We start from the raw sequence: 22,394 nt of genomic DNA, 5'->3' as shown, positions 1-22,394 counted from the left end.
CAATCCAGACAGCAAAACCCGGACAACCTTCCATCCCCGGTTCTCACCGGAAACCCCAAGCCGTCCGACCTGTCTGGCGACCAACGCAACCACTCGGAGACAACCAAGCAACCGGAAAAACCGGCCTCACCGCGTCGGTGAAGCGGCATATATGGAGAGGCCGCTCAGGCGTCAACGACCATTTTTCCACAACCAACCAAATCACCGCCAAAACCCCCGCGCCGCTTGGGTTTTGGACCGAAACTTTTCTGTCATCCGCACCCAAAAGCCCCGAATCACGCACGCAGAATCACACCGAAAACACCCCCTCCCCCGCCCCCTCCCGCATGCGGGAGGGGGCATTGGTCACCAAAAAGCCCCGCAGTTTGCACTGCGGGGCTTTTTGGTTCGCGCTCGAATCGCGGCTTAGTGGTGCGGGGTATCCTCGATCACCGGCAGCGTTTCGAACTGGTGGAACGGCGGCGGGCTGGACAGAGTCCATTCCAGCGTGGTGGCGCCTTCGCCCCAATAGTTGGGCGCAGCCTTTTTCCCAGCGACAAAGGCGTAGACGATGTTCACGAAGAAGATGACCAGCGACACGGCCATGATCATGTAGCCGATCGTGGCGACGTGGTTCCACAGCTCAAACGCCGGGGCATAGTCGGGATAGCGGCGCGGCATGCCCTGAACGCCCAGGAAGTGCATCGGGAAGAAGATCAGGTTCACCCCGACGAAGAACACCCAGAACTGGAGATGGCTGAGGAACTCGGAGTGCATCCGGCCGCTCATCTTGGGGAACCAGTAGAAGAACCCGGCGAAGAGCGAGGTCACCGCCCCGAGCGACAGCACGTAGTGGAAGTGGGCGACGACGTAGTAGGTGTCTTGCAGGTTGTCATCGATGCCGCCGTTGGCCAGGACCACGCCGGTCACACCACCCACGGTGAACAGGAAGATGAAGCCGATCGCCCAGACCATGGGCGACTTGAACTCGATCGAGCCCCCCCACATCGTGGCGATCCACGAGAAGATCTTGATCCCGGTGGGCACGGCGATGACCATCGTGGCCGCCGTGAAATACATCTTCGTGTTCACGTCGAGGCCGGTGGTGTACATGTGGTGCGCCCACACGATGAAGCCGACCAGGCCGATGGCGACCATGGCATAGGCCATGCCGAGATAGCCGAACACCGGCTTGCGCGAGAAGGTGGAGATGATCTGGCTGACGATGCCGAAGCCCGGCAAGATCATGATGTAGACTTCGGGGTGGCCGAAGAACCAGAACAGATGCTGGTAGAGAATGGGATCGCCACCGCCGGCCGGATCGAAGAACGTCGTGCCGAAGTTGCGATCGGTGATCAGCATGGTGATGGCCGCAGCCAAGACCGGCAGCGCCAGCAACAGCAGGAACGCGGTGACCAGCACCGACCACACGAACAGCGGCATCTTGTGCAGGGTCATGCCCGGCGCGCGCATGTTGAAGATGGTGGTGATGAAGTTGACCGCGCCCAGGATCGACCCGGCCCCGGAAAGGTGCAGCGAGAAGATCGCGAAGTCCACCGCCGGCCCGACCGAGCCCGACGTGGAGAGCGGCGCATAGACCGTCCACCCGGTGCCGGCGCCATGCCCGGTGCCGCCGGGCATGAACGGCGAGATCATCAGCGAGCAAAAGCCCGCGAAAGTCAGCCAGAACGAGATGTTGTTCATCCGCGGGAAGGCCATGTCGGGCGCACCGATCATGATCGGCACGAACCAGTTGCCAAAACCGCCGATGATCGCAGGCATGACCATGAAGAACACCATGATCAGGCCGTGGGCCGTGATCAGCACGTTCCACATGTGCAGCGTCTGGTTGAGATCGGCACCGTCCCCGCCAACAAAGCGGGTCCAGAAGCCGAGGTACTGGATACCGGGATGCGCCAGTTCGGCGCGCATAATGCCCGAAATCGCGCCACCGACGACGCCGGCGAAGATCGCGAAGATCAGGTAGAGCGTGCCGATGTCCTTGTGGTTGGTGGACATGAACCAGCGCGCGAAGAAGCTGGGCTTGTGATCGTGATCATGCGCATGGTCGTGATGCGCATCGAAACTTTCATGATCGGCGGGAATGGTGGCCATATCGGGCGATCCTCTTTCCGATTGTCGTTCAGGCGGCCGGAGCGGCAGCGCCGCCCACCGTGCCACCCTGGCTCTTGATCCAGGCGTCGAACTGCGGCTTGGTCACCGCTTCGACCACGATCGGCATGTAGCCGTGGCGGGCGCCGCACAGTTCCGAGCACTGGCCGTAGTAGACCCCGGGCTTGTTGATCATCATGACCTTTTCGTTGATCCGGCCCGGCACGGCATCCAGCTTGAACCAGAGCGAGGGGACGGAAAACGAGTGGATCACGTCGGAACCAGTGGTCTGGAGGCGAATCGGAACGCCGGCCGGCACCACCATGCGGTTGTCGGCGGCCAGTTGCGGCTGTTCACCGCGCTTGATCGCCTCTGCGGGCGGCAGCATGTTGGAAATCACCTCGAACCCGCCATTATCGGGATAGGTATAGCCCCAATACCACTGGTAGCCGGTGACCTTGACGGTCAACGCGCCCTTGGGGGCCGGTTCATACTGGTGGGCCAGCAGGCGAATCGAAGGAACCGCGATCACCACCAGGATCAGCACCGGAACCAGCGTCCAGACGACTTCGATCACGGTGTTGTGGCTGGTCTTGGACGCGACCGGATTCTTGCGACGGTTGAACTTGGCCATCACCGCGATGAGCAGGAACAGGACCAGCAGGACGATCGCCGTGATTACCGGCATCAGCAGGTAATCGTGCATTTTCAGCGCTTCCTGGCCGATCGGCGAATACTGGTCCTGGAAAGTCCAGCCGCCCGGAACGGGTTGCCCCTTGCCGTCGACCGGCTTGGCCGGAACGTAAGTCGCCGCTGCCAGTGCCAGTGAAGGCACCGCTGCCGCAGTGGTTGCTGTAATGCCTGCCACGACATGACCGGCGGTCCGAAACGCTGTGCCCGCATGGCGGACGAATTCGATTGGACTCATCGTCGCTTGTTCCGCTCTTCCCCGCGTACACGCCGGTTTCGAGGTCCGCGTGCACTGATTGTAATTCCCTCGATTGCATCCGGCTATACGCGGCCTTGTCCCAGCCCACAAGTTGCGACCTTCACCAAGGCTGCCGGAAAGGATTGCCCCTTGGGTCAAGCCAGAGCGTCAACCCGGCCCGGCCCGTGGTGCCGACAGGCGAAAAATCCTTGCCCACCGCCGCGCCAGAGCCCATGGCAGGCCGCAAACCCAGCAAGCCCACCGGCAACCCGGACGGGCGGACCCAGGCAGGACCAGCGAACCAGAGCCATGCAGGAAGAAGACATCCTTTCCGAATTCCGTGCCAGCCAAGCCTTGCTCGAAGGGCATTTCCTGCTCTCTTCGGGCCGGCACAGCGCCTATTACCTCCAGTGCGCGCGCGTGCTGATGGACCCGATGCGCGCCTCGCGCCTGGCCAGCGCGCTGGCTGCCAAGCTGCCGCGCGACTTGCGCCAGCAGATTTCCAAGGTCGTTTCGCCGGCCATGGGCGGGGTGATCATCGGCCATGAAATGGGCCGCGCGCTGGGCGTGGAAGCGGTTTTCGTGGAGCGCCCCACCGGCACGTTCGAACTGCGTCGGGGCTTTACGCTCAATCCCGGCGAAAAAGTGCTGATGGTGGAGGACGTGGTCACCACCGGCCTGTCCAGCCGCGAAGCGATTCTGGCCGTGGAAGAAGCCGGCGGCGTGGTGGTTGCCGAAGCGGCGCTGGTCGATCGCTCGGCAGGCGCGGTGGACCTGGGCGTGCCGTTCTACCCGCTGGTATCGCTCAATTTCCCGACTTATGCGCCCGATGAACTGCCGCCCGCGCTGGCCGCAGTTCCCGCGATCAAGCCCGGCAGCCGGGCACAACCCTGAGACAGGAGAGGGTGGCCGTGAGCGAACTGTTCACGCCGGCCCGGCTGCGGCTGGGCGTCAACATCGACCATGTGGCAACGATCCGCAACGCACGCGGCGGGGACCATCCCGATCCGGTGCGCGCGGCCGAGATCGTGGCGGCGGTGGGCGGCGACGGCATCACCGCGCACTTGCGCGAGGATCGCCGCCACATCCGCGACGAGGACCTGGCGCGCATCCAGGCGGCCACCAGCCTGCCGCTCAACCTGGAAATGGCCGCGACGGACGAGATGCTGGCGATTGCCCTGCGGCACAAGCCGCATGCCTGCTGCATCGTGCCCGAACGGCGCGAGGAGCGGACCACCGAAGGCGGTCTGGACGCCGCCGGCCAGCACAACCGCCTGGCGCCGATCGTGTCCCGCCTGGCCGATGCCGGCATCCGCGTGAGCCTGTTCATTGCCCCGGAAGCGCGGCAGATCGAAGCGGCGATGAAGCTGGGCGCCCCGGTGGTGGAACTACACACCGGCGAATATGCCCATGCGCAGGGCGAGGCGCGCGCAGTGGAATTGCGCCGCCTGGCCGACATGGCCGCGCTCGCCGCCAAGAACGGGATCGAGCCGCACGCCGGCCATGGCCTGACCTATGACAATGTGCAGCCGGTGGCGGCCATCCCGCAAGTGGCAGAACTGAACATCGGGCACTACCTGATCGGCGAAGCGATCTTCGTGGGGCTTGACGCAGCCGTGCGCCGCATGCGCACGCTGATGGACGAAGTGCGCTGAGCCTGGCGCGCGGCTGAAAGGAAGACCCCCGCGTGATCATCGGCCTGGGTTCCGACTTGTGCAATATCGAGCGCATCCAGCACTCGCTCGACCGGTTCGGCGACCGGTTCGTGGAGCGGGTGTTTACCCCGGTCGAGCAGGCCAAGGCTGCCCGCCGCCCCTATACCCGCGCGGGTACGCTGGCCAAGCGCTTTGCCGCCAAGGAAGCCTATTCCAAGGCGGTGGGCACGGGCTTCAAGGCCGGCGTGTTCATGAAGGACATCGGCGTGGTCAATGCGCCGTCGGGCGCGCCGACCCTGGCGCTGAGCGGCGGCGCGGCGGCGCGGCTGGCCGCGCTGACCCCGCCCGGCCACCGTGCCGTGGTGCACCTGACGATGACCGACGACCATCCCTGGGCGCAGGCGTTCGTGGTAATCGAGGCGGTTCCCCTGGCTGAAGCGCCCCCGCCTGCTGGAGAGCCCGCATGAGCGACGGCGTGGCCGGGGCGCCGCCAGAACAGGCCAAGGTCCGGCCCGCCGGGGTCAACTGGTGGGAGGAACTGCGCGGCCTGATCGGCATGCTGCTGGCCGTGCTGGTGTTCCACTGCCTGCTGGCCAAGCCGTTCTACATCCCGTCGATGTCGATGATGCCCAACCTGCTGGTGGGCGACCGGCTGGTGGTTTCCAAGTATCCCTATGGCTGGTCGTGGGTATCGCCCTCGTTCCATGTCCTGCCGCGCTCCGCGACGCGGTTGTTCCCGGCCACGCCGCAATATGGCGACATCGTCATCGTCGTGCCGCGCGGGAGCAACGAGGACTACATCAAGCGCGTGGTGGCCCTGCCGGGCGATCGCATCGCCGTGGTCCACGGCCAGATCATCCTCAACGGCCACCCCGTGCCACAAGTCGCCGAAGCGCCGCTCGACCTGCCGGTCGATGTCAACGATCCCTGCGACCCGGCCGATTTTCCCGGTCTGCGCTTTCGCGACGCGATGGGCCGCGATTTCTGCGAACTGCCGATCCTGCGCGAAACCCTGCCCAACGGCGCGACCTATCGCGTGATCGACCACAAGCAGCAGCCGCTCGACGACTATGCCGAAGTGACAGTGCCCGCCGGCCATGTCTTCCTGATGGGCGACAACCGCGACCATTCGGCCGACAGCCGCGAACCCCTGGCGCTCAAGGGGCTGGGCGGGCCAGTGCCGCTGGCCGACGTGGGCGGCCGGGCGGAATTCGTGACCGTCTCGCTCGACGGCAGCGAGACCTGGAATCCGCTGACCTGGTGGCACGCGCTGCGCCGGGGACGTGGCGGCACCAGCCTGCGGCCGGAACGGGTTGCGCCACCGTCCGTTCCGGCTTCCTGAACCAGACTTGCGAGGGTAGCTTGCGCGCGATGGCCGACTCTGCCGAACACTCCGTCCCTGCCTCTGCCGCGATTCAGGGCACGGCAACCAAGGCGCATGCCCCCGGCCCCACCGACATTGCCGATCGCACGATTCGCCAGGAAGCCAAGAAGGCGTTCGTGTGGATCGGGATTGCCGCGCTGGTCGTGCTGGCGGTGTTCCTGGCGCAACCGCTGCTGGTGATTTTCGGCGGGGTGGTCTTCGCCTCGCTGATCGAGGGCGGCCAGCGCCTGCTCGGCCGGATCATGCCGGGACCGCGCGCGCTGCGGATCGCCGTGGTGCTGCTGGCGGCGGTCGGTTTCCTGGTCTGGCTGGGCTATTTCGCCGGCAACCAGATCGCCGCGCAGGCCGCGCAGTTTCCCCATATCATCGAAGCACAGGCGCAGCGCACGCTGGGTTGGCTGCATGGCCACGGCATCGATGTGGGCCAGGCCGACGTCTCGAAGATCGCCGAGCAGGTCATCGGCGGAGTCGGCCCCGTCACCCAGGCACTGGGCGGGCTGTTCGGCGGGTTCACCACGTTCTTCCTGATCGTGATCCTGGGCATCTACTTCGTGCTGGAGCCCGACATCTATCGTCGCGGCTTTGCCTGGCTGTTTCCACTGGAAAGCCGCCCGCATTTCCAGGTGACGCTGCAACGCATGGGCAAATCGCTGCGCATGCTGCTCTTCGGGCGCATGATCGGCATGTTCACCGAAGGCATCGCCACCTGGCTGCTGCTGGCGGTCTATGGCGTGCCGATGTCGGCCCTGCTCGGCATTCTCACCGGACTGCTGGTCTTCCTGCCCAATATCGGCGCGCCGCTGTCGGGCCTGCTGATGGTCCTGGTGGGCTTTTCCGGCGGCACCGACATGGGGATCTACTGCATCATCGTCTATCTGGTGGTGCAGACGGTGGACGGCAACATCATCGTGCCGATGGTCGCCAAGAAGACCGCCGATCTGGCCCCTGCCATGGTGCTGGGCGCACAGCTCATCTTTGGGGTGCTGTTCGGCATCCTTGGCCTGGCGCTGGCCGATCCGATCGTAGCGATGATCAAGATCGCGCTGGAACGGCAGGCAGAGCGCAATGATGGGGACCGCGACGACAGCGCCCCCGAAGCCGCCCCGGCAGGCACATGAACGCATGGTGATCCGGCGCGTGGTCCAGGCCGGCGCGCTGTTCGTGGTGCTCGCGTTGCTGTGCCTGGGCGTGTTGCGCCAGTGCTCGGCGGAAATCTCGCGCTATGCCTTTGCGCCGATCCATGCCTTCGAGCCGGCGCTGCCGCTGCATGCATCGGACTATGCCGATCCCGGCCTGTGGATTGCGCGGCCGGGCATGCCTGCCGACCCGGCGCAATGGCTGCCTCCGGGCACCGTCGCCGAGACGCCCGGTGACACGGCCGTGTTCTTCGTCCATTCCACCACCTACCTCAGCCGCAACCACTGGAATGCGCCACTGGACGACGCAGATTCGCGTCGCCGCGCCGATGTATTGGTGGCGGCCACGGCCAGTGCCTTCAACGCCGTGGGTTCGGTGTGGGTACCGCGCTATCGCCAGGCCGCCCTGGGCACTTTCCTGATGGACGGCACCAAGCGTCAGCGCGCCATGGAGGTAGCCTATGCCGATGTGCGCGCCGCATTTGCCGCATTCCTGGGGGCCCTGCCTCCCGAAACGCCGATCATCTTGGCCGGGCACAGCCAGGGTGCCTGGGCCGTGGCACGCCTGCTGCACGATGAAGTGCGGGGCAGGCTACTCGGCCGCCGGGTGGTGGCGGCCTATGCCGTGGGCTGGCCGATCGTGGCCAGCCGTGCTGCGGCCGAGACCGGCTTGACTCCCTGCACCGCGCCCGATCAGCCCCATTGCCTCGTCGGCTGGCTCAGCTTTGCCGAACCGGCCGATCCAACCATGCTGCTGCGCGCCTACGGCCGCTGGCCCGACACCGCCCCCGCGACCGACCCGCTGCTGTGCGTCAACCCGCTGACCGGCACCCCGGGTGGTGCGGCGCCACGCAGCGCCAATCGCGGCACGCTGCTGCCCGACGAGGATGACAGCGACACCGAGCGCGCCGGGCCGCTGGTGCCAGGCATGGTGCCGGCGCGGTGCGATGCGCGCGGCCTGCTGCTGATCGGGCCGCCGCCCAGGATCGGGCTGTTCGTGCTGCCCGGCAACACCTATCACGTCTATGATATCCCGCTGTTCTGGGCCAACCTGCGCGCCGACGCCCTGCGTCGCAGTGCCGCCTGGCACCGCGCGCGGGACGGAGGAACCCGATGATCACGCAAAGCACCGCAGACTTGCGCGCCGCCCTGCCGATGGGCGGCGTGCTGATGGGGCTCGATCCCGGCACCAAGACGATCGGCGTGGCGCTATGCGATGCCGGCTGGCGCTTTGCCACGGCCGGGCAAACCGTGATCCGCCGCAAGTTCGCGCAAGACAAGGCCGCGCTGGCGGCGATCGTTGCCCAGCGCAGCGTCAAGGGCCTGGTGATCGGGCTGCCGCTCAACATGGATGGCAGCGATGGCCCGCGCAGCCAGTCCGCCCGCGCCATGGCGCGCAACCTCGCCGATCTTGGCCTGCCGATCCTGATGTGGGACGAACGCTGGTCCACCCAGGCGGCGGAGCGGGCGATGATCGAGCAGGATTTCAGCCGCGCCAAGCGCGCCCAACGCATCGATTCGCATGCCGCTGCGCTGATTCTCCAGGCCGCGATCGACTCGCTGGCCGGTGGCGTCCTGTAATTTAACCAATCGGTTGAACCGGCACGCGGATTGCGGCAAGGAGCATGGATGGCTGACGAACACCCCCTGACCTGGCGCCGCGAGGGAGCCTTCGATCCGGCCGAGGCGGGCAAGCTGCTCGGGCGCATGGGCCACGGCGGCTTCCTGGGCATGCGCTATGGCAATCACGGGCCGGACTGGTTCGAGGCGGAACTGCCCTGGCGCGAGGATCTGGTCGGCGCCGGCAACAGCGGCGTGCTTGCCTCCGGGCCAATCATCAGCCTGTTCGACAACTGCACCTCGATGGCGATCTGGACCCGGCGTGGCCGCTTCGTGCCGCATGTCACGCTGGACTTGCGCATCGACTATGTCCGCGCGGCCGTGCCGGGGCGCAGCGTGATCGCGCGGGCCGAATGCTATCAGTTGCGTGGCGATCTGGCCTTCGTGCGCGCGCTGGCGCACGATGGCGACGCCGCCGATCCGCTGGCCCATGCCGCCGCGATCTTCATGGTGCTGGGAGACAGCGAATGAGCGTTCCGCCGCCCTTCGGGCTGCCGCCGTTCGCTCTGGCCATGGGCATGGCCCTGTCGGACTCAGATGGCGAAGCGCCCGTGGTAACCATGCAGTTCGGCCCGCATTCGGAAGGGCGGCCGGGCTTTCTCCACGGCGGCGCCATCGGTGGCCTGCTGGAAATGGCGGGCTTTGCCGCGCTCGCCACCCATCTGGGGCAACGCGGGATCGAACAGCGGATGAAGCCGATCAACATCTCGATCGAATATCTGCGCGCGGGCCTGCCCCATCCGCTGCATGCGATGGGCCAGGTGCTGCGCGCCGGGCGCCGCGTGGCCAATGTGCGGGTGGAAGCGTGGCAGACCGACCGGGCCACGCCCATCGCCAGTTGCTGGATGAACTTCCACCTGTCTGCTCCCAAGAGCTGATCAGGCCGGAAGCCGCAGTTCCACCGTCAGGCCATCGGGCAGTGGCGCGCCGGGCGGCAGGCGCTGAGCATCGGCGCGGGCGCGGGCCAGGATCGCGCCCGGGATCGCCGGATCGGCCACCACGGCATCGGCCATGCCCAGCAGGCGCGCCTCGCGCAGGGTCAGGTCTTCGGGATCGGCAGAGCGCAGCGCGATCACATGGTGCGCCGGGGCGACGTCGGCCGCACCGTCCAGCCACAGCGCCACGGCATCGGCGCCATGCGCCACCATGGGATCGAGCGCCCCGCCCTCGCCCAGCGCGGTATCGAGCGCGCGGCGCCGGTCCGCACCATCGGGAAAGCGCGCGCGCAGGGCCTCGCGCGCGGCATAAAGCGCATCGGCCAGCGCGCCCAGCCCTTGCGGCAGCGCGCGCTCCAGCCGCAGCCGCACATGCTTGGCCAGGCCGGCCGAAGCCCCGGCCGTGCCCACGGCCACCACCACCGGGCTGCGATCGACCAGCGAAGGCGTGGTAAAATCGCACAGCGCCGGGCGATCCACCACGTTGACCAGCAACCCCGCCCCGCGCGCGCGCAAGGCGTCGGCCGAGCAGGCCTCGGGATTGTCGTGCGCAATGAATGCCAGCCGCGCGCCGATGTCGATGCCGTGGGCCAGGTCCTCGATCACCTGCCCGCCGGCACGCTCGACCAGGCGCCGCTTGGCCTGCGCCGCCTCCCCATGGCCCAGCACGATCACCGGCTGGCCGGCGATGCGGTGAAACAGCGGGAGCGCGGGCAGGCTCATCGCGTCAGCTCAGGCCAGCCATTCCGGCACGCGCTCGGCGGCGAGGATCGTTGCCGGCTCGATGCGGTCGGCCACCACCGCCCACTTGTCGCCATCGACCATCACTTCGGGCACCAGCGGGCGCGAATTGTAGGTGTTGGCCATCGTCGCGCCATAGGCGCCGGCGGTGCGGAACACGGCCAGATCGCCGCGCTTCACCGCGTCGATCGTGCGCCCCATGGCAAAGGTATCGCTCGATTCGCAGATCGGGCCGACGATGTTGGCCTCAATCGTGGCGCCTTCGGGCACAACGGCGGCGAAATCGTGCCAGGCATCATAGAGCGCCGGGCGCGCGAGGTCGTTCATCGCGGCATCGACCACCACCCAGGGCGCGCCGACGCCTTCCTTCACCCGCACCACGCGGGTCATCAGCACGCCGGTGTTGCCGGTGATCACGCGGCCCGGCTCGAACATCGCGGTCACGTCCCAGCCTTCCGTCACGCGGGCGACCATCGCGGCATAGTCTTCCGGCTGGGGGAAAACATCGCCGGCCTTGTAGGGCACGCCCACGCCGCCACCGAAATCGATATGCGTCACGGCATGGCCGCTTTCGCGAATTGCGCGCATCAGCACGCCGATCTTGGTAAAGGCGGCTTCCAGCGGATCAAGCCGCGAAAGCTGGCTGCCGATGTGCAGCGCCAGCCCGCGCATGGCGAGGCCCGGCGTGGTGGCGAGGCGGGCATAGATCGCGGCGGCACGATCATAGGGCACGCCAAACTTGTTTTCGGCCTTGCCGGTGGAAATCTTGCCGTGGGTGCCTGCGTCCACATCGGGGTTCACGCGCAGCACGCACTGCGCGGTCTTGCCCATGGCCGTGGCGATTTCCGCCAGTTCCAGCCCTTCTTCCTCGCTTTCCAGATTGAACTGGCCAATGCCCGCTTCCAGCGCGCGGGCCAGTTCGGCATGGGTCTTGCCCACCCCGGAAAACACGATGCCATCGGCCTTCATGCCGGCGGCCAGGGCGCGCTCCATCTCGCCGCCCGAAACCACGTCGGCGCCATAGCCTTCGGCAGCGAGCACCTTGAGCACGGCCAGGTTGGGGTTGGACTTGACGGCAAAGGCCAGCTTCACGCGCGGCAGCACGGACAGTGCATCGCGGAACACGCGCGCGTGGCGCGTCAGCGTGGCGCGGGAATAGACATAAAGCGGGGTGCCCACGGCCTCGGCCAGCGTGGGCAGGGCGATATCCTCGGCGTGGAGCACGCCGTTGCGGTAGTCAAAGTGGTCCATCGAGACTCTCGAAAAGGCAAGCGGTGAAAGGCGTTATTCTTCGGGCGGCAGATCGAACGGGTCGTCTTCACGCTCTTGCGAGCGGCTGCGCAGTTCCACGTTGCGATCGGGCTTGGCCTGGATCGGCGCTTTCAAAAGCGCGTCCGCCCCGCGGCTCTGCTCCCGCCCATAGGGCGCAGGCGGCAGGCCATGCCCCGGCGCCGGTTTCAGCTCGCGTTTGTTGCCGCACCCGGCGAGCGCCAGGGCAGCCAGACCAACGAGCACGAAGCCAGCGGCTTTGGGGGCATTGGGACGGATCAAGCGATTACTCCTCCAGGCCAAGCGCTGCACGCGCCTGGGCCACACGCTTCCTTACCTCGGCCGGGGCGGTTCCGCCATGGCTGCATCGCGCCGCCACGCTCGCTTCCACCGAAAGCGCGGCATAGACGCGCTCGTCGATCCGCGCATCGATGGCCTTGAGGTCCTCCAACGGCAGTTGATCGAGCGCGATGCCCCGGCTTTCGGCCAGCTTCACCGCGCTGCCGGTGATGTGATGGGCCTCGCGGAACGGGATGTTGGCCTGGCGCACCAGCCAGTCGGCCAGGTCCGTTGCCGTGGCATAGCCCAGTTCGGCCGCGCCGCGCATGCGGTCGGTGCGGAACTTGGCCTCGGCCACCATGCCGGCCATCGCCGCGATCGACAGGGCGAGCAGGCTGGCGGCCTCGAACACCGGCGGCTTGTCGTCCTGCATGTCCTTGGAATAGGCCAGTGGCAGGCCTTTCATGGTAATCATCAGCGCGGTCAGGCAGCCCACGATCCGCCCCGAATGCCCGCGCACCAGTTCGGCCGCATCGGGATTCTTCTTCTGCGGCATGATCGAGCTGCCGGTGGAAAGACTGTCGGGCAGCGTGACGAAACCGAACGGCTGGCTCGCCCAGATGATGAATTCCTCGGCCAGGCGCGAGAGGTGCAGCGAGCACTGCGCCGCCGCCATCAGGTAATCCAGCGCGAAATCGCGGTCGGATACCGAATCGAGGCTGTTGTCGGTCGGCCCGTCGAAACCCAGCGCCTCAGCGGTGCGGAAACGGTCGATGGGGAAGCCGGTGCCCGCCAGCGCGGCCGCGCCGAGCGGCGAGCGGTTCATCCGCGCCCGCGCATCGGCAAAGCGCGAGCGATCGCGCGCGATCATCTCGTAATAGGCCATCAGGTGGTGGCCCAGCGTCACCGGCTGCGCGGTTTGCAGGTGGGTGAAGCCCGGCATGATGGAGCCGGCATGCTCGCCCGCGCGGGTGACCAGCGCGGTCTGCAACGCCAGCAGGCCGGCGTCGACCTGGTCGATCGCATCGCGCACCCACAGGCGGAAATCGGTGGCGACCTGGTCGTTGCGGCTGCGCGCGGTGTGCAGACGCCCGGCGGCCGGGCCGATCAGCTCGGCCAGGCGGCTTTCGGTGGTCATGTGGATGTCTTCAAGGTCCCAGTTCTCGGGCACGCCAGTGGCTTCGTATTCGCTGGCGACCTGGTCCAGCCCTTGCGCGATCAGCGCCGCATCCTCGGCAGAAACGATGCCTTGCGTCGCCAACATGTCCACATGGGCCTTTGACGCGGCGATATCCTGGCGCCACAGCGCCTTGTCGAACGGGATCGAGGCGTTAATCTCGCGCATGATGGCCGAAGGGCCGGCGGCGAAACGCCCGCCCCACATCTGGTTGGAGCCCGAATTGCCACTCATGTCCGCTCGTCCGCCCTGTCTGCCGTTGATCCTGGGAGCGCTGGCCTGCGCCGCGCTTGGCGGCTGCGATAGGCAAGCAAGCCCGCCTGTGCAACCATCGAGCGAGGCTGCGGCTCCGGGTGGAGACGCGAATGCCGCTGCCGGCAAGGTGGACTTGAGCCACAAGGGTGCCGCCATGCCCACGTTCAGCTTTGCCGGGCCGGATGGCGCCAAGGTTTCGTCAAAGGATCTGGCGGGCAAGCCGGTGCTGATCAACCTCTGGGCCACATGGTGCGGCCCTTGCGTGATCGAGATGCCCACGCTCGACAAGCTGGCCGCCGGTGGCCTGCGCGTGCTGACCGTGTCGGAGGACAGCGCCGGCCAGGCAGACAAGGTCAAAGGCTTCAAGGCCGAACATGGCCTGGCCCATGTGCAGATGCTGCTCGATCCCGACAACGACCTGTCGTTCCACTACAACACCGGCGTGCTGCCTACCACCGTGGTCTACAACGCCCAAGGCAAGGAAGTGGGCCGCGTGGTCGGCGCATTCGACTGGACCGGGCCGGAAGCGGCTGCCTTGATCAAGGCCGCCTCCTGATCCACCAGCGCCACAGGCCGGTGGCATAGAGCGCCACCGGCACCAGTCCGGCGAGCAGCACCGCCAACCGCAACGGCAGCCCGGCGGCCGATCCATCGTGCAGTGGGTGCAGCCACTTGAGCAGCCCGTCCATCGGCCCGCCCCGCGCCACATCAGCGAGGGCGAGCACCGCGCCGCTGTGGCGATCGACCATGGCCCAGCTATGCGGAAAGCGCGGCGAAGGATCGGCGGCCTGGCCCAGGCGGATGCGATAGGCGCGCTGGCCCTGCCCCGGCAGCTCCACCCACACCGCGCGTGCACCGGGCAAGGCGGCCTGCGCCGCCGCCACGGCGCGCGACACCGAAATGTCTGCGCCGCGCGCCAGGTCCGCCTGCTGCACCGGCGCCCGCTGCGCCTGCCCCAGCACCGGAGCCAGCACGGCATCGGTTTCCTGCGGCAGGGCCAGCATCACGCCGGTTAGCGTCAGCATCAGCAAAATCGGCAGGCCCGCCAGCCCGGCCAGCTTGTGCCAATCATAAAGCTGGCGCACGCGCGGCGCCCCGGCCTTGACGCGCAAGGCCTTGGCCCAGCCGCCGCGCGGCCACCAGGCCCACAGCCCGCTGCCCAGCAGCAGGGCCAGCGCCAGCCCGGCCCAGCCGAAGATCGTGCCCCCCACCGGCCCCAGTTTCAGGCAATAGTGCAGGTCATAGATCCAGGTCATGCCGCCATCGCCCCAGAATTCGCTGCGCAGCACGCGGCCGCCATCGGGCGAGAGCCAGGCGAGGAGCGGGGCATGCCCCGGTCCGGGGCGCTCGGCCGGATGGTAATAGCGCGCGGGGATCGCGCCCTCGCCGCCGGTCAGCTCCAGCCGCCATGGCCCGGTGCGGGCCGGAAAGGCGGCGTGGAGCGTGGCCGCCGCCCGGTCCCAGTCGGCCGGGCCGGCGCGGCCCGCCACTTGCACCGCCGGATGCAGCGCGCGATCGATCTCCACGTAGAAGACCAGCAACGCGCCCGTCACCCCGGCCAGCACCATCAGCGCGCCAAGCGTCAGGCCCAGCCACAGATGCACGCGCCGCACCCAGACGCGCGGCGAAGCGGTGCGGCGCGCCATGGTCAGAACCGCACGCGGGCGCTGGCCGTCACCCCCAGCCCTTCGGCCGGGCTGTGCTGGGTGGGCGAAGCACTGCTGCCCAGCACCGAGGTATCGTACCAGACATATTCATAGCGCCGGTCGAACAGGTTCTTGCCCGTCAACGCCAGTTCCAGCTTGTCCAGCGGGCGGAACGCCACTTCGGCATTGAACACGGCATATTGCCCGAACTTGCCCACCGCCGGATCATTGGCCGTGGTCAGCCAATAGCTGGACTGCCCGTTGCCCCACAGCGACAGGCGCCAGCGCGCGCCGGGGGTGACATCCACCCCGCCCGACCACAGCCAGTGCGGCACATGGTCGATCTCGTGCCCGACATACGTGGGCGTCGCGGGATCGGCCACGCGGATGCGCGAGGTCTGCCACGAAAGCGCGCCCCAAACGGAAACGCCGGCCATGGGCCGGACGTTGACCTGCACGTCCAGCCCGCGCCGCCGCGTGGCGCCCACGTTTTCGCTGTCGCCCAGCGGATCGTTGAGCTTGCGCTTGATCTCGCCACTGGCATCCTGGAGCCACAGCGCCACGCGCGCGTCCACCGCAGCCACCGGGCTCAGCTTGATCCCCGCTTCCCATCCTTCATTGATCGAGGGCGCCAGATCGGTGGTGCGCGGCGGGATCAGATAGGCGCCCGAACCCGTGCCGATCTGGAAGCTCTTGCCATAGTTGCCATAGAGCGTGAGCTGGCGCAGCGGCGTGAGCGCCACTTGCAGCTTGGGCTGGCTGATGGTGCCATAGTCGTTGACCGGCGCGCTGGTGCCGGCCAGGCGATTGTGGAACGTGCCGCTGACCTTGTCGAACCGCCAGGCCGGGCTGATCGTCAGCCAGGGCGTCGGCTCCAGCTTGATCTGGCCATAGACGCCGCCCACGCCCAGCGTGAACGCCTGGTCGCGCGTCTGCGCCGAAACCACGCGGGCCACCGTGTTGTAGCGCAGCGAGACATTGTCCTGCCACTGCATGTCGCCGCCCGCTTCGGCCATGACCGGCACGCCGGCCACCCGCGTGTGCCAGTGCAGCGCCGCCATCACGCCATAGTGGTCTTCATCGGTCACCCGCCGCTGTTGCGAGGTCGTGGCCGAGAACTTGACATAGCGATCGTCGCGCAGGCGGTTGGCATAGGCCTTGGCCGTGAAATCCACGCTGTCGCCCATCGCGGCATCCAGGTGCAGGCTGCCCTGCGCCACGGTGCGGGTGTCGCCGTCGCTGCGGTTGTAGGCATTGGTCATCCGCGGGTTGGCCGCCGCATTTTCCAGGGTGAGATAGCCCGGCTCGTCGGCCGTGCCGCGATACCAGCGGGCGATCGCTCCGATCCGCACGTCCGCGCTCGGGCGGAAGAACCATTTGCCCGCCAGGCTGCCGCGCGTCAGCCCGCCATGGTCGCGCCAGCCGCCAGCCTGGCGCCAGGCCGCCAGGTAGTTCTGGCTGAACCGGCCGGTCTCGATCCCGGCCACAGCCTGGGCCTCGTAGGTATCGAAACTGCCGCCCGAAACCTTGGCTTCGCGATAGGTGCCGCCGATCCGCGTCTGGATATTGGCGCTGCCAGCAATGGCATGCAGGCCATAGCGCGGGTCAGACGTGCCGCGCACCACCTCGATTCCGGCGATGTCGAGCGGGAACACGCTGTCGATGTAAGGCATGTTGCCATCGTTGCTGTTGGCCGGCACGCCATCGATCAGCAGCTTGACCGCGTTGATTTCCCCTTCGCCATTGAAGCCGCGAAAGCTGAACTTGCCGCTGGTGGTACCCTGGTTGAAATTGGTCAGCATCACGCCCGGCAGGCGCCCCGCCAGTTCCCAGGCATAGTTGACATTGGCGCGCTGGGCCACGTCGCCGCCCATGCGGTCGATCGAAGTCAGCACGTTCTGCGACGAAGCCGCCATCGACCGCGCCGAAACCACGATCTGCTCGCCAATGGCAAAGCCGGTATCGACGTGCCCGGCCTCAGCAGTTGGCGCCACATCGGCAGCCGGCTCTGCCGCGCGCGCAGGCACGGCCACAGCAAGCGCGCAAACGAGCGCGCCACAAGAAATATGCATTGAAAATTCCCCCTACCGGCACCCGGCGCCGGCAAACGATCTGATTCCGGCGCCCAGCGCCGGTTTAACCTGATGATCCCGCCCATCGACGGGCGGCACGGATGGATCAGGCGATCAGGGGTGGTCCGCGCAGAGGCGGCCAGGCATGGGCACGGCGGCGCGGCGCCGGCACGGCAACCGGGGCAAAGCCCAACGCCAGGATGAACGCGAGCGCAGCGGCCAGCAGCACCGGATCGGCGCCACCGAGCAGGGCATGACCCAGCGCCCCGAACGGGCAGGTGCCATGCGCCTTGGCATGACCGGCCGCAGCCTTTTCCGCCGCATCGCTGGCCGGCACCGTGATCTGGCGCACCAGATCATGGCGCCCGTCGATGCCTTCGGAACAGAGCTGGATGGTAAAGCTGCGCGTATCGCCACCGGGCATGTAGCCGGCTGGCAGCAGCGCCTTCATCGCCAGCGCCAAAGCCACCAGCCCCAAGGCCAGCGTGGAATGCCGCAGCAGAAAGGCGCGCAAAGCGATCATGCGACCGCCCGATTAGACGCCGATGCCGCGCTTGTCATCAGGACAAAATGTCTGGGGAACCCTGGTCGGTGACGGGCTCGAACAAATTATCCAATGCACAGATACAAAATCATTTTTTGATGATTAATTTTTGAGCAAGCCCCCAAATCGGCCCCAGCCAAAAATTGCTGAAATGTGGAGGAAACAGAGGGCTCACATTGGTTCTGACCGGGCTGCCGAATCGGCAAGATATTCATGGTTCGTGGCTGCGGCGACAGAAGTTTTGGCGCAAGTTTTACCATCGGTGCACCTTAGCCATCCCGCAAGGCAGCAGGCGGGACATGCTTTTCACTGATAGCAAGAGCCGATCTTGGAAGGTCGGAATCTGGGAGATTGTGTTGAAAAACTCCGTGAGCAGCCACGCGGCAGCGACGGCTGCGTAACATGAGTTCGCATGAACAGCCTTATGAGTTATTAAACTACAACCTGCGAGCCTCTACGGCATCAATATCTCAGTGCTGGCCGCTGTGATCGGCCCACGAGGAGTTTTTCAACACAATCGGGACTTTACGGTCGTTCCAGCCGGACAACTCGAACGTCGGGTCCTCCCAGAACTCGACCTTTGCTGGCGTAGTCTCTCGCATTCCTGAAGTAGCTGGTCTGGCCCTTACTTCACCTCGGCTTGGATCACCAGACCCACACGTTGTTCACACTAGCGGTCACCGCAGTCGCGCTGGTATGAACGCGACACCTACAGGTCATTGGGCGGGATGGAGCTTCAGCATCACCGGACCGACGCCATTCAGGTCAGCCAGCCCGTGAAAGAAGATGTCGATCCTGAAGTGCCGCAAGTCGGGCCCTGAACTCCGGAGCCAGACCTGCCGCCAAATTGGCGTAGGCGCGCGGGTTGCGGATCCATCTCCCAAGTTTGACGAGTCCGTCATCCAGCTCTGGAAAGCACCCGACGAGACGGGCGGCGATCAACCGCTTCTCCAAATCCCGCAACAGCAGGTAGGCTGACCCGCTTTCCGCAGGCCCCGGTGCCGAGAGGACCGAAGCAGCGGGAACAACGGAACTGACACGAGGGAAATGGCCGTGAGGCAGACCGGCCAGCGCGGATTGCACCTTCAGCCCGACCACACCATGGCTGCCCGTCGCGTCACCGCGATACAGCGACTTCATGAACCGCAGCTGCCGCAGGTTCGCGACCGCTCCCCTGTCGAGGAAGCCCTCTTCTCGCAGAGCGTCGAGGATGGCATCGTAAGCGAAGACGTAGCGACCGCGCTCCGCAAGCGAGAGGACGCCGAAGTTCCGCGTTGTGACGTAAAGCACGTCCGCCGCCCACATCTCGGCGACCGGACCAGGCGGAATCCGAGCGATGAGCCTAGCCAGTGCGCCGTTGTCCGAGATCTCAGCCGAGTAGGACGACTTCGGCCGAAAAGACGCCAGCAGGCGGCCAAGACGTCCGTCACGATCCACCAAGACGTCGGCCTCCAGCCGCAGGTGCTGGACGAAGAGCGCCCCCACACGCGACAGATGCTCGAGCTTGTGGAACGTGTAGGACGCAACCGAGAACCCCTCTGCCTGAAGAGCCGCCGACCTTTCGCGCAAGACTCGGAGGTCATCGTCGACGATGAGAAAATCGCGATCGCTCAGCGCGTCGGCATCGCCGCGCGCAGACGATCCGAACTCCGCCTCGGAGGCGGCAAAGGCCGGAGCCGACCTCATCGCAGGAACCTCTTCACGAGCACGGATGTGAATATAGACAACCAACCGATCGCCGCCAATGCCTCGAACACGGTCAGCATTTTGGCGAAGGGGCTGTCAGGGACGACAGTGGAGAATCCGAGAACGGTCAAGACGGAAAATGAATAGAAAATGCTGTCCACAATCGAAGGGGCCGCAGGACGGGTGCCGTTCACCACGAGATCCGCACCGATCAAAAGGTGGTTCAGCAGAGAGATCGCTAGGAAGAAGAAGATTGTGAAGCCGAAGAGCCTCACTGGCTTGTAGCCGTAGCCAGCCAGCACGTCGTAGATCAGACTCTTCAGTTTCGCCCATTCTCCCGGCATCCTGTCGACCTTCCCGCTGCGGATGTCCCAGTCCAACTGATACCGCTTCCAGCGCCTGAACTGGATGTCCGCATCCGCATAGAAGGCGTCCTGCCGCTCATTCGAGTAGTTGGAGAGTAGTGCCTGGTACATGGTGACGGGCACGTTCGCCGCTTCGACGCGATATCGCCGGTCGAGCCTTATGGTGCGGGGATCTAGATAGCACTGTTCGAACTTGGCCTTCCACATGCTCGTATTGACGAATCTACACTTGTGGAACTCGACCTCGCGAAAGCGGCTGCCGTTGAACAGGCAATCCTCGAAAGTGCATTCGGTGAAGGTAAGCTGGAACAGGTCCATGTTCTGGATCGACACGTTCCTGAATGTCACCTTCTTGATCTTCTTGCGCGGCTGATACCACTGCTCCCCCCGGAACAGGATGTTAGTCACATCATCGCCCGGCGACATCGACGGCATCGCCTCTTCCTGCTGATGCACTTTGGGCGTGCCATCCAGTCTGAAGAGGTTCGTCAGCATCGCGGCATTTGAACCGGAACCGTCGCCCGTGTCCATAGCCTGTCGAGGGTGCCCGAAAGCGGCTATTCCACTTTCCACCGGCCCACGCCAGGCCAGCCTATCCGAGCGGCGGCATAAAGCGGATAGGTAGCAGCTGGGAAGCGGCGTCGGCGCCGGCAACGGCGTTAGTTGGGCGCCTTACCAATGATCCGCACCGACCAGCATGATTGGCCGCCTTTGGCGGGGCCGGACCTTTCTCGGTTCATAGGCGAAGGACCGACTCTGGTCGCCTGCTGCCGGAAGCGGAACGCCGTATCTTGGAACTTTCCTGCCGATTGGCGTCGCCGTTGGCATCACCCGAGTAGCTTGAAACCAGTCATATGGGGACCCGTTTAAGCTCCTTCTCTTAGAATTGACTCATGCGCCGTTCGGCGTCTTACATGACATTTTACCAAGCGCTTGATGGAAGGTGCGGCGATACCTATATTGGTGGTGGCTCGGGTCGAACTGGGCAATGATAGTCAGCATTGTTCCGCTTGCCAGCCGCCAGGTCAGATGTCCCGATCCCTCTCCGCCCTCGTCATCGGCAACGCGAAATACACCCATGCCAGCAAGCTCAAGAATCCGGGTCATGACGCTAAGGATGTCGCGGAGGTGCTCGATCGCTGCGGGTTCGATGTCACGCTTCTGAACGATGCCACCCATCGGCAGATGGACAAGGCTTTGAAGGATTTCAAAGCCGCGCTCGTCGACCAGGACGTCGGGCTGTTCTTTTTTGCGGGGCATGGTTTTCAGATCGACGGAGACAATTATCTGGCGGCCGTCGACACCGAGGTCGAGGACGAAATCGAGGCCAAGCACACTTCGCTCTGCCTAAATCGCGTGATCGCCCAGATGGAGAAGTCCGACACCTCCACAAACATCATCATCCTAGACGCCTGTCGCGACAATCCGTTCGAACGGAGCTGGCACCGCGGCGTGGCTAGGGGGCTTGCCGCCGTCTACGCGCCACGCGGCACCATCATCGCCTTTTCGACTTCGCCCGGCCAGTTTGCCGACGATGGCAAGGGCCGCAATGGTGCCTATACCGCAGCCCTTCTCGAGCATATCGACGCGCAGGACTGCTCGATCGAAGCGATGTTCAAGCGCGTGCGCAATACGCTCAGCGCGACCACCAGCGGCAAACAGATATCTTGGGAGCACACATCGCTCGCCGGTGAGTTCTATTTCAACCTCGGCATAGCGAAGCGGATCACCGAGTATGGTCCGACCGCACTGAGCGACGCTCTGTTCGTGCTCGACGAGGCGCGCACCTCGCACAAAGCCATTAAAAAGCTGAAGTCGCTCACTTGGCCCACCCAGAACCCGACGATCGACACCCTGAAGGGGCCGGTGCTGGCGAAGTTCGCCACCGACTCTCTGTTCGTCCTCGGCCGTAATATCTATCAGTCGGCGTGCGGCCATTCGAATTCCGCGGTTGGGTTCATTAACGCATTCGCCGATCGCACGACCGCTGTGCCGGCCGCCAAGCGCAAGGCCTTGCTCGACGGCATGCTCTTCGAGATATTCTTTGATAGTGCCGGTGAGGTTCGCGACGATCCGAAGGACGACAAGTTCAACGAGGTTTTCGCGCTGCAGAAGCACAAGGAGTTCGCGGACAGCTTTGCCTTCATCTCGCGCTGCCTCCTGCCCGAAATCAGGCGCTTCTATGTGTTGCCGGGCAAGGAACAGCCGACCGCCGTCGATGTGACGCTCGACGCCACGGCTGACAATGCGGTAAAGAAGATTTTCGTTGGAGGTGCCAACGTGCTCGGTTCGGTCGACGCCGATTTTGAAGAAGGCGATAAGATCGTGCACCGCACGTTGGATCGCGACGATTTCGAGGACCGGATTGCGCGTCAGCTGGTGATTCCGCGCCGGTTGCTCACCTTCAGCTACGGCAAGCCTGCCAAGGGTGTTGCGAGCGTCAGATTCCCTTATGGCTGGTCCTGCCGAGTGCCAACATAGCCTTCAGACCAGCGTCAGCGCGCCTTCGTCGATCCCCGGCTTCAGCGTCTTTGGCACCGACAGTTCGTCGGAGCGGTGCACCTCAATCAGATCGTCCGAGAAGCTGCGACCGCGAAAAGCGAGCCCATCC

General features: G+C 65.6%; 22 protein-coding genes. 11 read left to right on the top strand and 11 right to left on the bottom strand.

Translation table 11 applies throughout. From position 1 onward, the window contains the following. Nucleotides 1–405: 405 nt before the first annotated feature. Together ctaD and coxB are read right to left on the bottom strand one after the other, a co-directional pair. Entirely contained in the window at nt 406–2,094 is a 1,689-nt protein-coding gene (gene ctaD / locus IE191_RS16795) for a cytochrome c oxidase subunit I (protein WP_191325532.1), read from the bottom strand. A gap of 28 nt (nt 2,095–2,122) precedes the next feature. Further along, on the bottom strand, nt 2,123–3,019 hold the full coding sequence (gene coxB, locus IE191_RS16790) for a cytochrome c oxidase subunit II (protein ID WP_191325531.1): 897 nt from the start codon (nt 3,017–3,019) through the stop codon (nt 2,123–2,125). A 309-nt stretch (nt 3,020–3,328) separates the two neighbouring features. Here coxB and pyrE point away from each other — a divergent pair, with 309 nt between their 5' ends. Genes pyrE through IE191_RS16745 form a run of 9 tightly spaced genes read left to right on the top strand, consistent with a single transcriptional unit; the run spans nt 3,329 to nt 9,692 of the window. Beyond that, the gene (gene pyrE, locus IE191_RS16785) at nt 3,329–3,913 is read left to right on the top strand and encodes an orotate phosphoribosyltransferase (protein ID WP_191325530.1); all 585 of its coding nucleotides are present in this window, start codon (nt 3,329–3,331) and stop codon (nt 3,911–3,913) included. A 17-nt stretch (nt 3,914–3,930) separates the two neighbouring features. Continuing rightward, nucleotides 3,931–4,674 (top strand): pyridoxine 5'-phosphate synthase, encoded by a 744-nt coding sequence (locus IE191_RS16780; RefSeq protein ID WP_191325529.1) that lies wholly within the window; start codon nt 3,931–3,933, stop codon nt 4,672–4,674. Nucleotides 4,675–4,706: 32 nt separating this feature from the next. After that, entirely contained in the window at nt 4,707–5,141 is a 435-nt protein-coding gene (acpS, locus tag IE191_RS16775) for a holo-ACP synthase (RefSeq protein ID WP_191325528.1), read from the top strand. Beyond that, the gene (gene lepB / locus IE191_RS16770; RefSeq protein WP_191325527.1) at nt 5,138–6,016 is read left to right on the top strand and encodes a signal peptidase I; all 879 of its coding nucleotides are present in this window, start codon (nt 5,138–5,140) and stop codon (nt 6,014–6,016) included. Before acpS ends, lepB begins: the two co-directional genes overlap by 4 nt. Nucleotides 6,017–6,045: 29 nt before the next feature. Continuing rightward, entirely contained in the window at nt 6,046–7,176 is a 1,131-nt protein-coding gene (locus tag IE191_RS16765; RefSeq protein WP_191325526.1) for an AI-2E family transporter, read from the top strand. A 4-nt stretch (nt 7,177–7,180) separates the two neighbouring features. Continuing rightward, nucleotides 7,181–8,311, top strand: a complete 1,131-nt coding sequence (locus tag IE191_RS16760) for a DUF3089 domain-containing protein (RefSeq protein WP_229815532.1) — start codon at nt 7,181–7,183, stop codon at nt 8,309–8,311. Next, nucleotides 8,308–8,775 carry a Holliday junction resolvase RuvX gene (ruvX, locus tag IE191_RS16755; RefSeq protein WP_191325525.1) on the top strand — a complete coding sequence of 156 codons (468 nt, stop codon included), beginning with the start codon at nt 8,308–8,310 and terminating at the stop codon, nt 8,773–8,775. The genes IE191_RS16760 and ruvX overlap by 4 nt, the downstream gene beginning before the upstream one ends. Nucleotides 8,776–8,823: 48 nt before the next feature. Further along, entirely contained in the window at nt 8,824–9,285 is a 462-nt protein-coding gene (locus IE191_RS16750) for a PaaI family thioesterase (RefSeq protein ID WP_191325524.1), read from the top strand. Beyond that, nucleotides 9,282–9,692, top strand: coding sequence for a PaaI family thioesterase (locus IE191_RS16745; RefSeq protein WP_191325523.1), 411 nt, complete (start codon nt 9,282–9,284; stop codon nt 9,690–9,692). The genes IE191_RS16750 and IE191_RS16745 overlap by 4 nt, the downstream gene beginning before the upstream one ends. Here the strand turns inward: IE191_RS16745 and IE191_RS16740 are convergent, their stop codons facing one another. The 4 genes from IE191_RS16740 to argH are packed head-to-tail and all read right to left on the bottom strand — an operon-like array spanning nt 9,693 to nt 13,422. Further along, on the bottom strand, nt 9,693–10,472 hold the full coding sequence (locus IE191_RS16740; RefSeq protein ID WP_191325522.1) for a precorrin-2 dehydrogenase/sirohydrochlorin ferrochelatase family protein: 780 nt from the start codon (nt 10,470–10,472) through the stop codon (nt 9,693–9,695). Nucleotides 10,473–10,481: 9 nt separating this feature from the next. Then, on the bottom strand, nt 10,482–11,741 hold the full coding sequence (lysA, locus tag IE191_RS16735; RefSeq protein WP_191325521.1) for a diaminopimelate decarboxylase: 1,260 nt from the start codon (nt 11,739–11,741) through the stop codon (nt 10,482–10,484). A gap of 33 nt (nt 11,742–11,774) precedes the next feature. Next, nucleotides 11,775–12,041: a hypothetical protein gene (locus tag IE191_RS16730; protein WP_229815529.1), complete on the bottom strand. Its 267-nt coding sequence runs from the start codon at nt 12,039–12,041 to the stop codon at nt 11,775–11,777. Between the two features lie 4 nt (nt 12,042–12,045). Further along, complete coding sequence (argH, locus tag IE191_RS16725; RefSeq protein WP_191325541.1) at nt 12,046–13,422, bottom strand: argininosuccinate lyase; 1,377 nt, start codon at nt 13,420–13,422, stop codon at nt 12,046–12,048. A 115-nt stretch (nt 13,423–13,537) separates the two neighbouring features. Here argH and IE191_RS16720 point away from each other — a divergent pair, with 115 nt between their 5' ends. Next, on the top strand, nt 13,538–14,026 hold the full coding sequence (locus IE191_RS16720) for a TlpA family protein disulfide reductase (RefSeq protein WP_308432930.1): 489 nt from the start codon (nt 13,538–13,540) through the stop codon (nt 14,024–14,026). On the opposite strand, the gene IE191_RS16715 is transcribed toward IE191_RS16720, so the two are convergent. From IE191_RS16715 to IE191_RS16695, 5 genes are all read right to left on the bottom strand, one after another. Next, the gene (locus IE191_RS16715) at nt 14,010–15,116 is read right to left on the bottom strand and encodes a PepSY-associated TM helix domain-containing protein (protein ID WP_191325519.1); all 1,107 of its coding nucleotides are present in this window, start codon (nt 15,114–15,116) and stop codon (nt 14,010–14,012) included. The two genes, IE191_RS16720 and IE191_RS16715, sit on opposite strands and share 17 nt — an antisense overlap. 2 nt (nt 15,117–15,118) lie before the next feature. Continuing rightward, nucleotides 15,119–17,188: a TonB-dependent receptor gene (locus tag IE191_RS16710; RefSeq protein ID WP_191325518.1), complete on the bottom strand. Its 2,070-nt coding sequence runs from the start codon at nt 17,186–17,188 to the stop codon at nt 15,119–15,121. A 106-nt stretch (nt 17,189–17,294) separates the two neighbouring features. Continuing rightward, complete coding sequence (locus tag IE191_RS16705) at nt 17,295–17,711, bottom strand: DUF2946 family protein (protein WP_191325517.1); 417 nt, start codon at nt 17,709–17,711, stop codon at nt 17,295–17,297. Between the two features lie 786 nt (nt 17,712–18,497). Beyond that, nucleotides 18,498–19,418: a nucleotidyltransferase domain-containing protein gene (locus IE191_RS16700; protein ID WP_191325516.1), complete on the bottom strand. Its 921-nt coding sequence runs from the start codon at nt 19,416–19,418 to the stop codon at nt 18,498–18,500. Continuing rightward, nucleotides 19,415–20,314, bottom strand: a complete 900-nt coding sequence (locus IE191_RS16695; protein WP_191325515.1) for an ion channel — start codon at nt 20,312–20,314, stop codon at nt 19,415–19,417. Before IE191_RS16695 ends, IE191_RS16700 begins: the two co-directional genes overlap by 4 nt. Nucleotides 20,315–20,812: 498 nt before the next feature. Here IE191_RS16695 and IE191_RS16690 point away from each other — a divergent pair, with 498 nt between their 5' ends. After that, entirely contained in the window at nt 20,813–22,264 is a 1,452-nt protein-coding gene (locus tag IE191_RS16690) for a caspase family protein (RefSeq protein WP_191325514.1), read from the top strand. Nucleotides 22,265–22,394 lie beyond the last annotated feature (130 nt).

Origin of the sequence: Novosphingobium pokkalii (assembly GCF_014652855.1) — a bacterium.
GTDB lineage: Bacteria > Pseudomonadota > Alphaproteobacteria > Sphingomonadales > Sphingomonadaceae > Novosphingobium > Novosphingobium pokkalii.
Note: the sequence above shows the minus strand (reverse complement) of the source record. Positions and strands in the feature narration are given on the sequence as shown.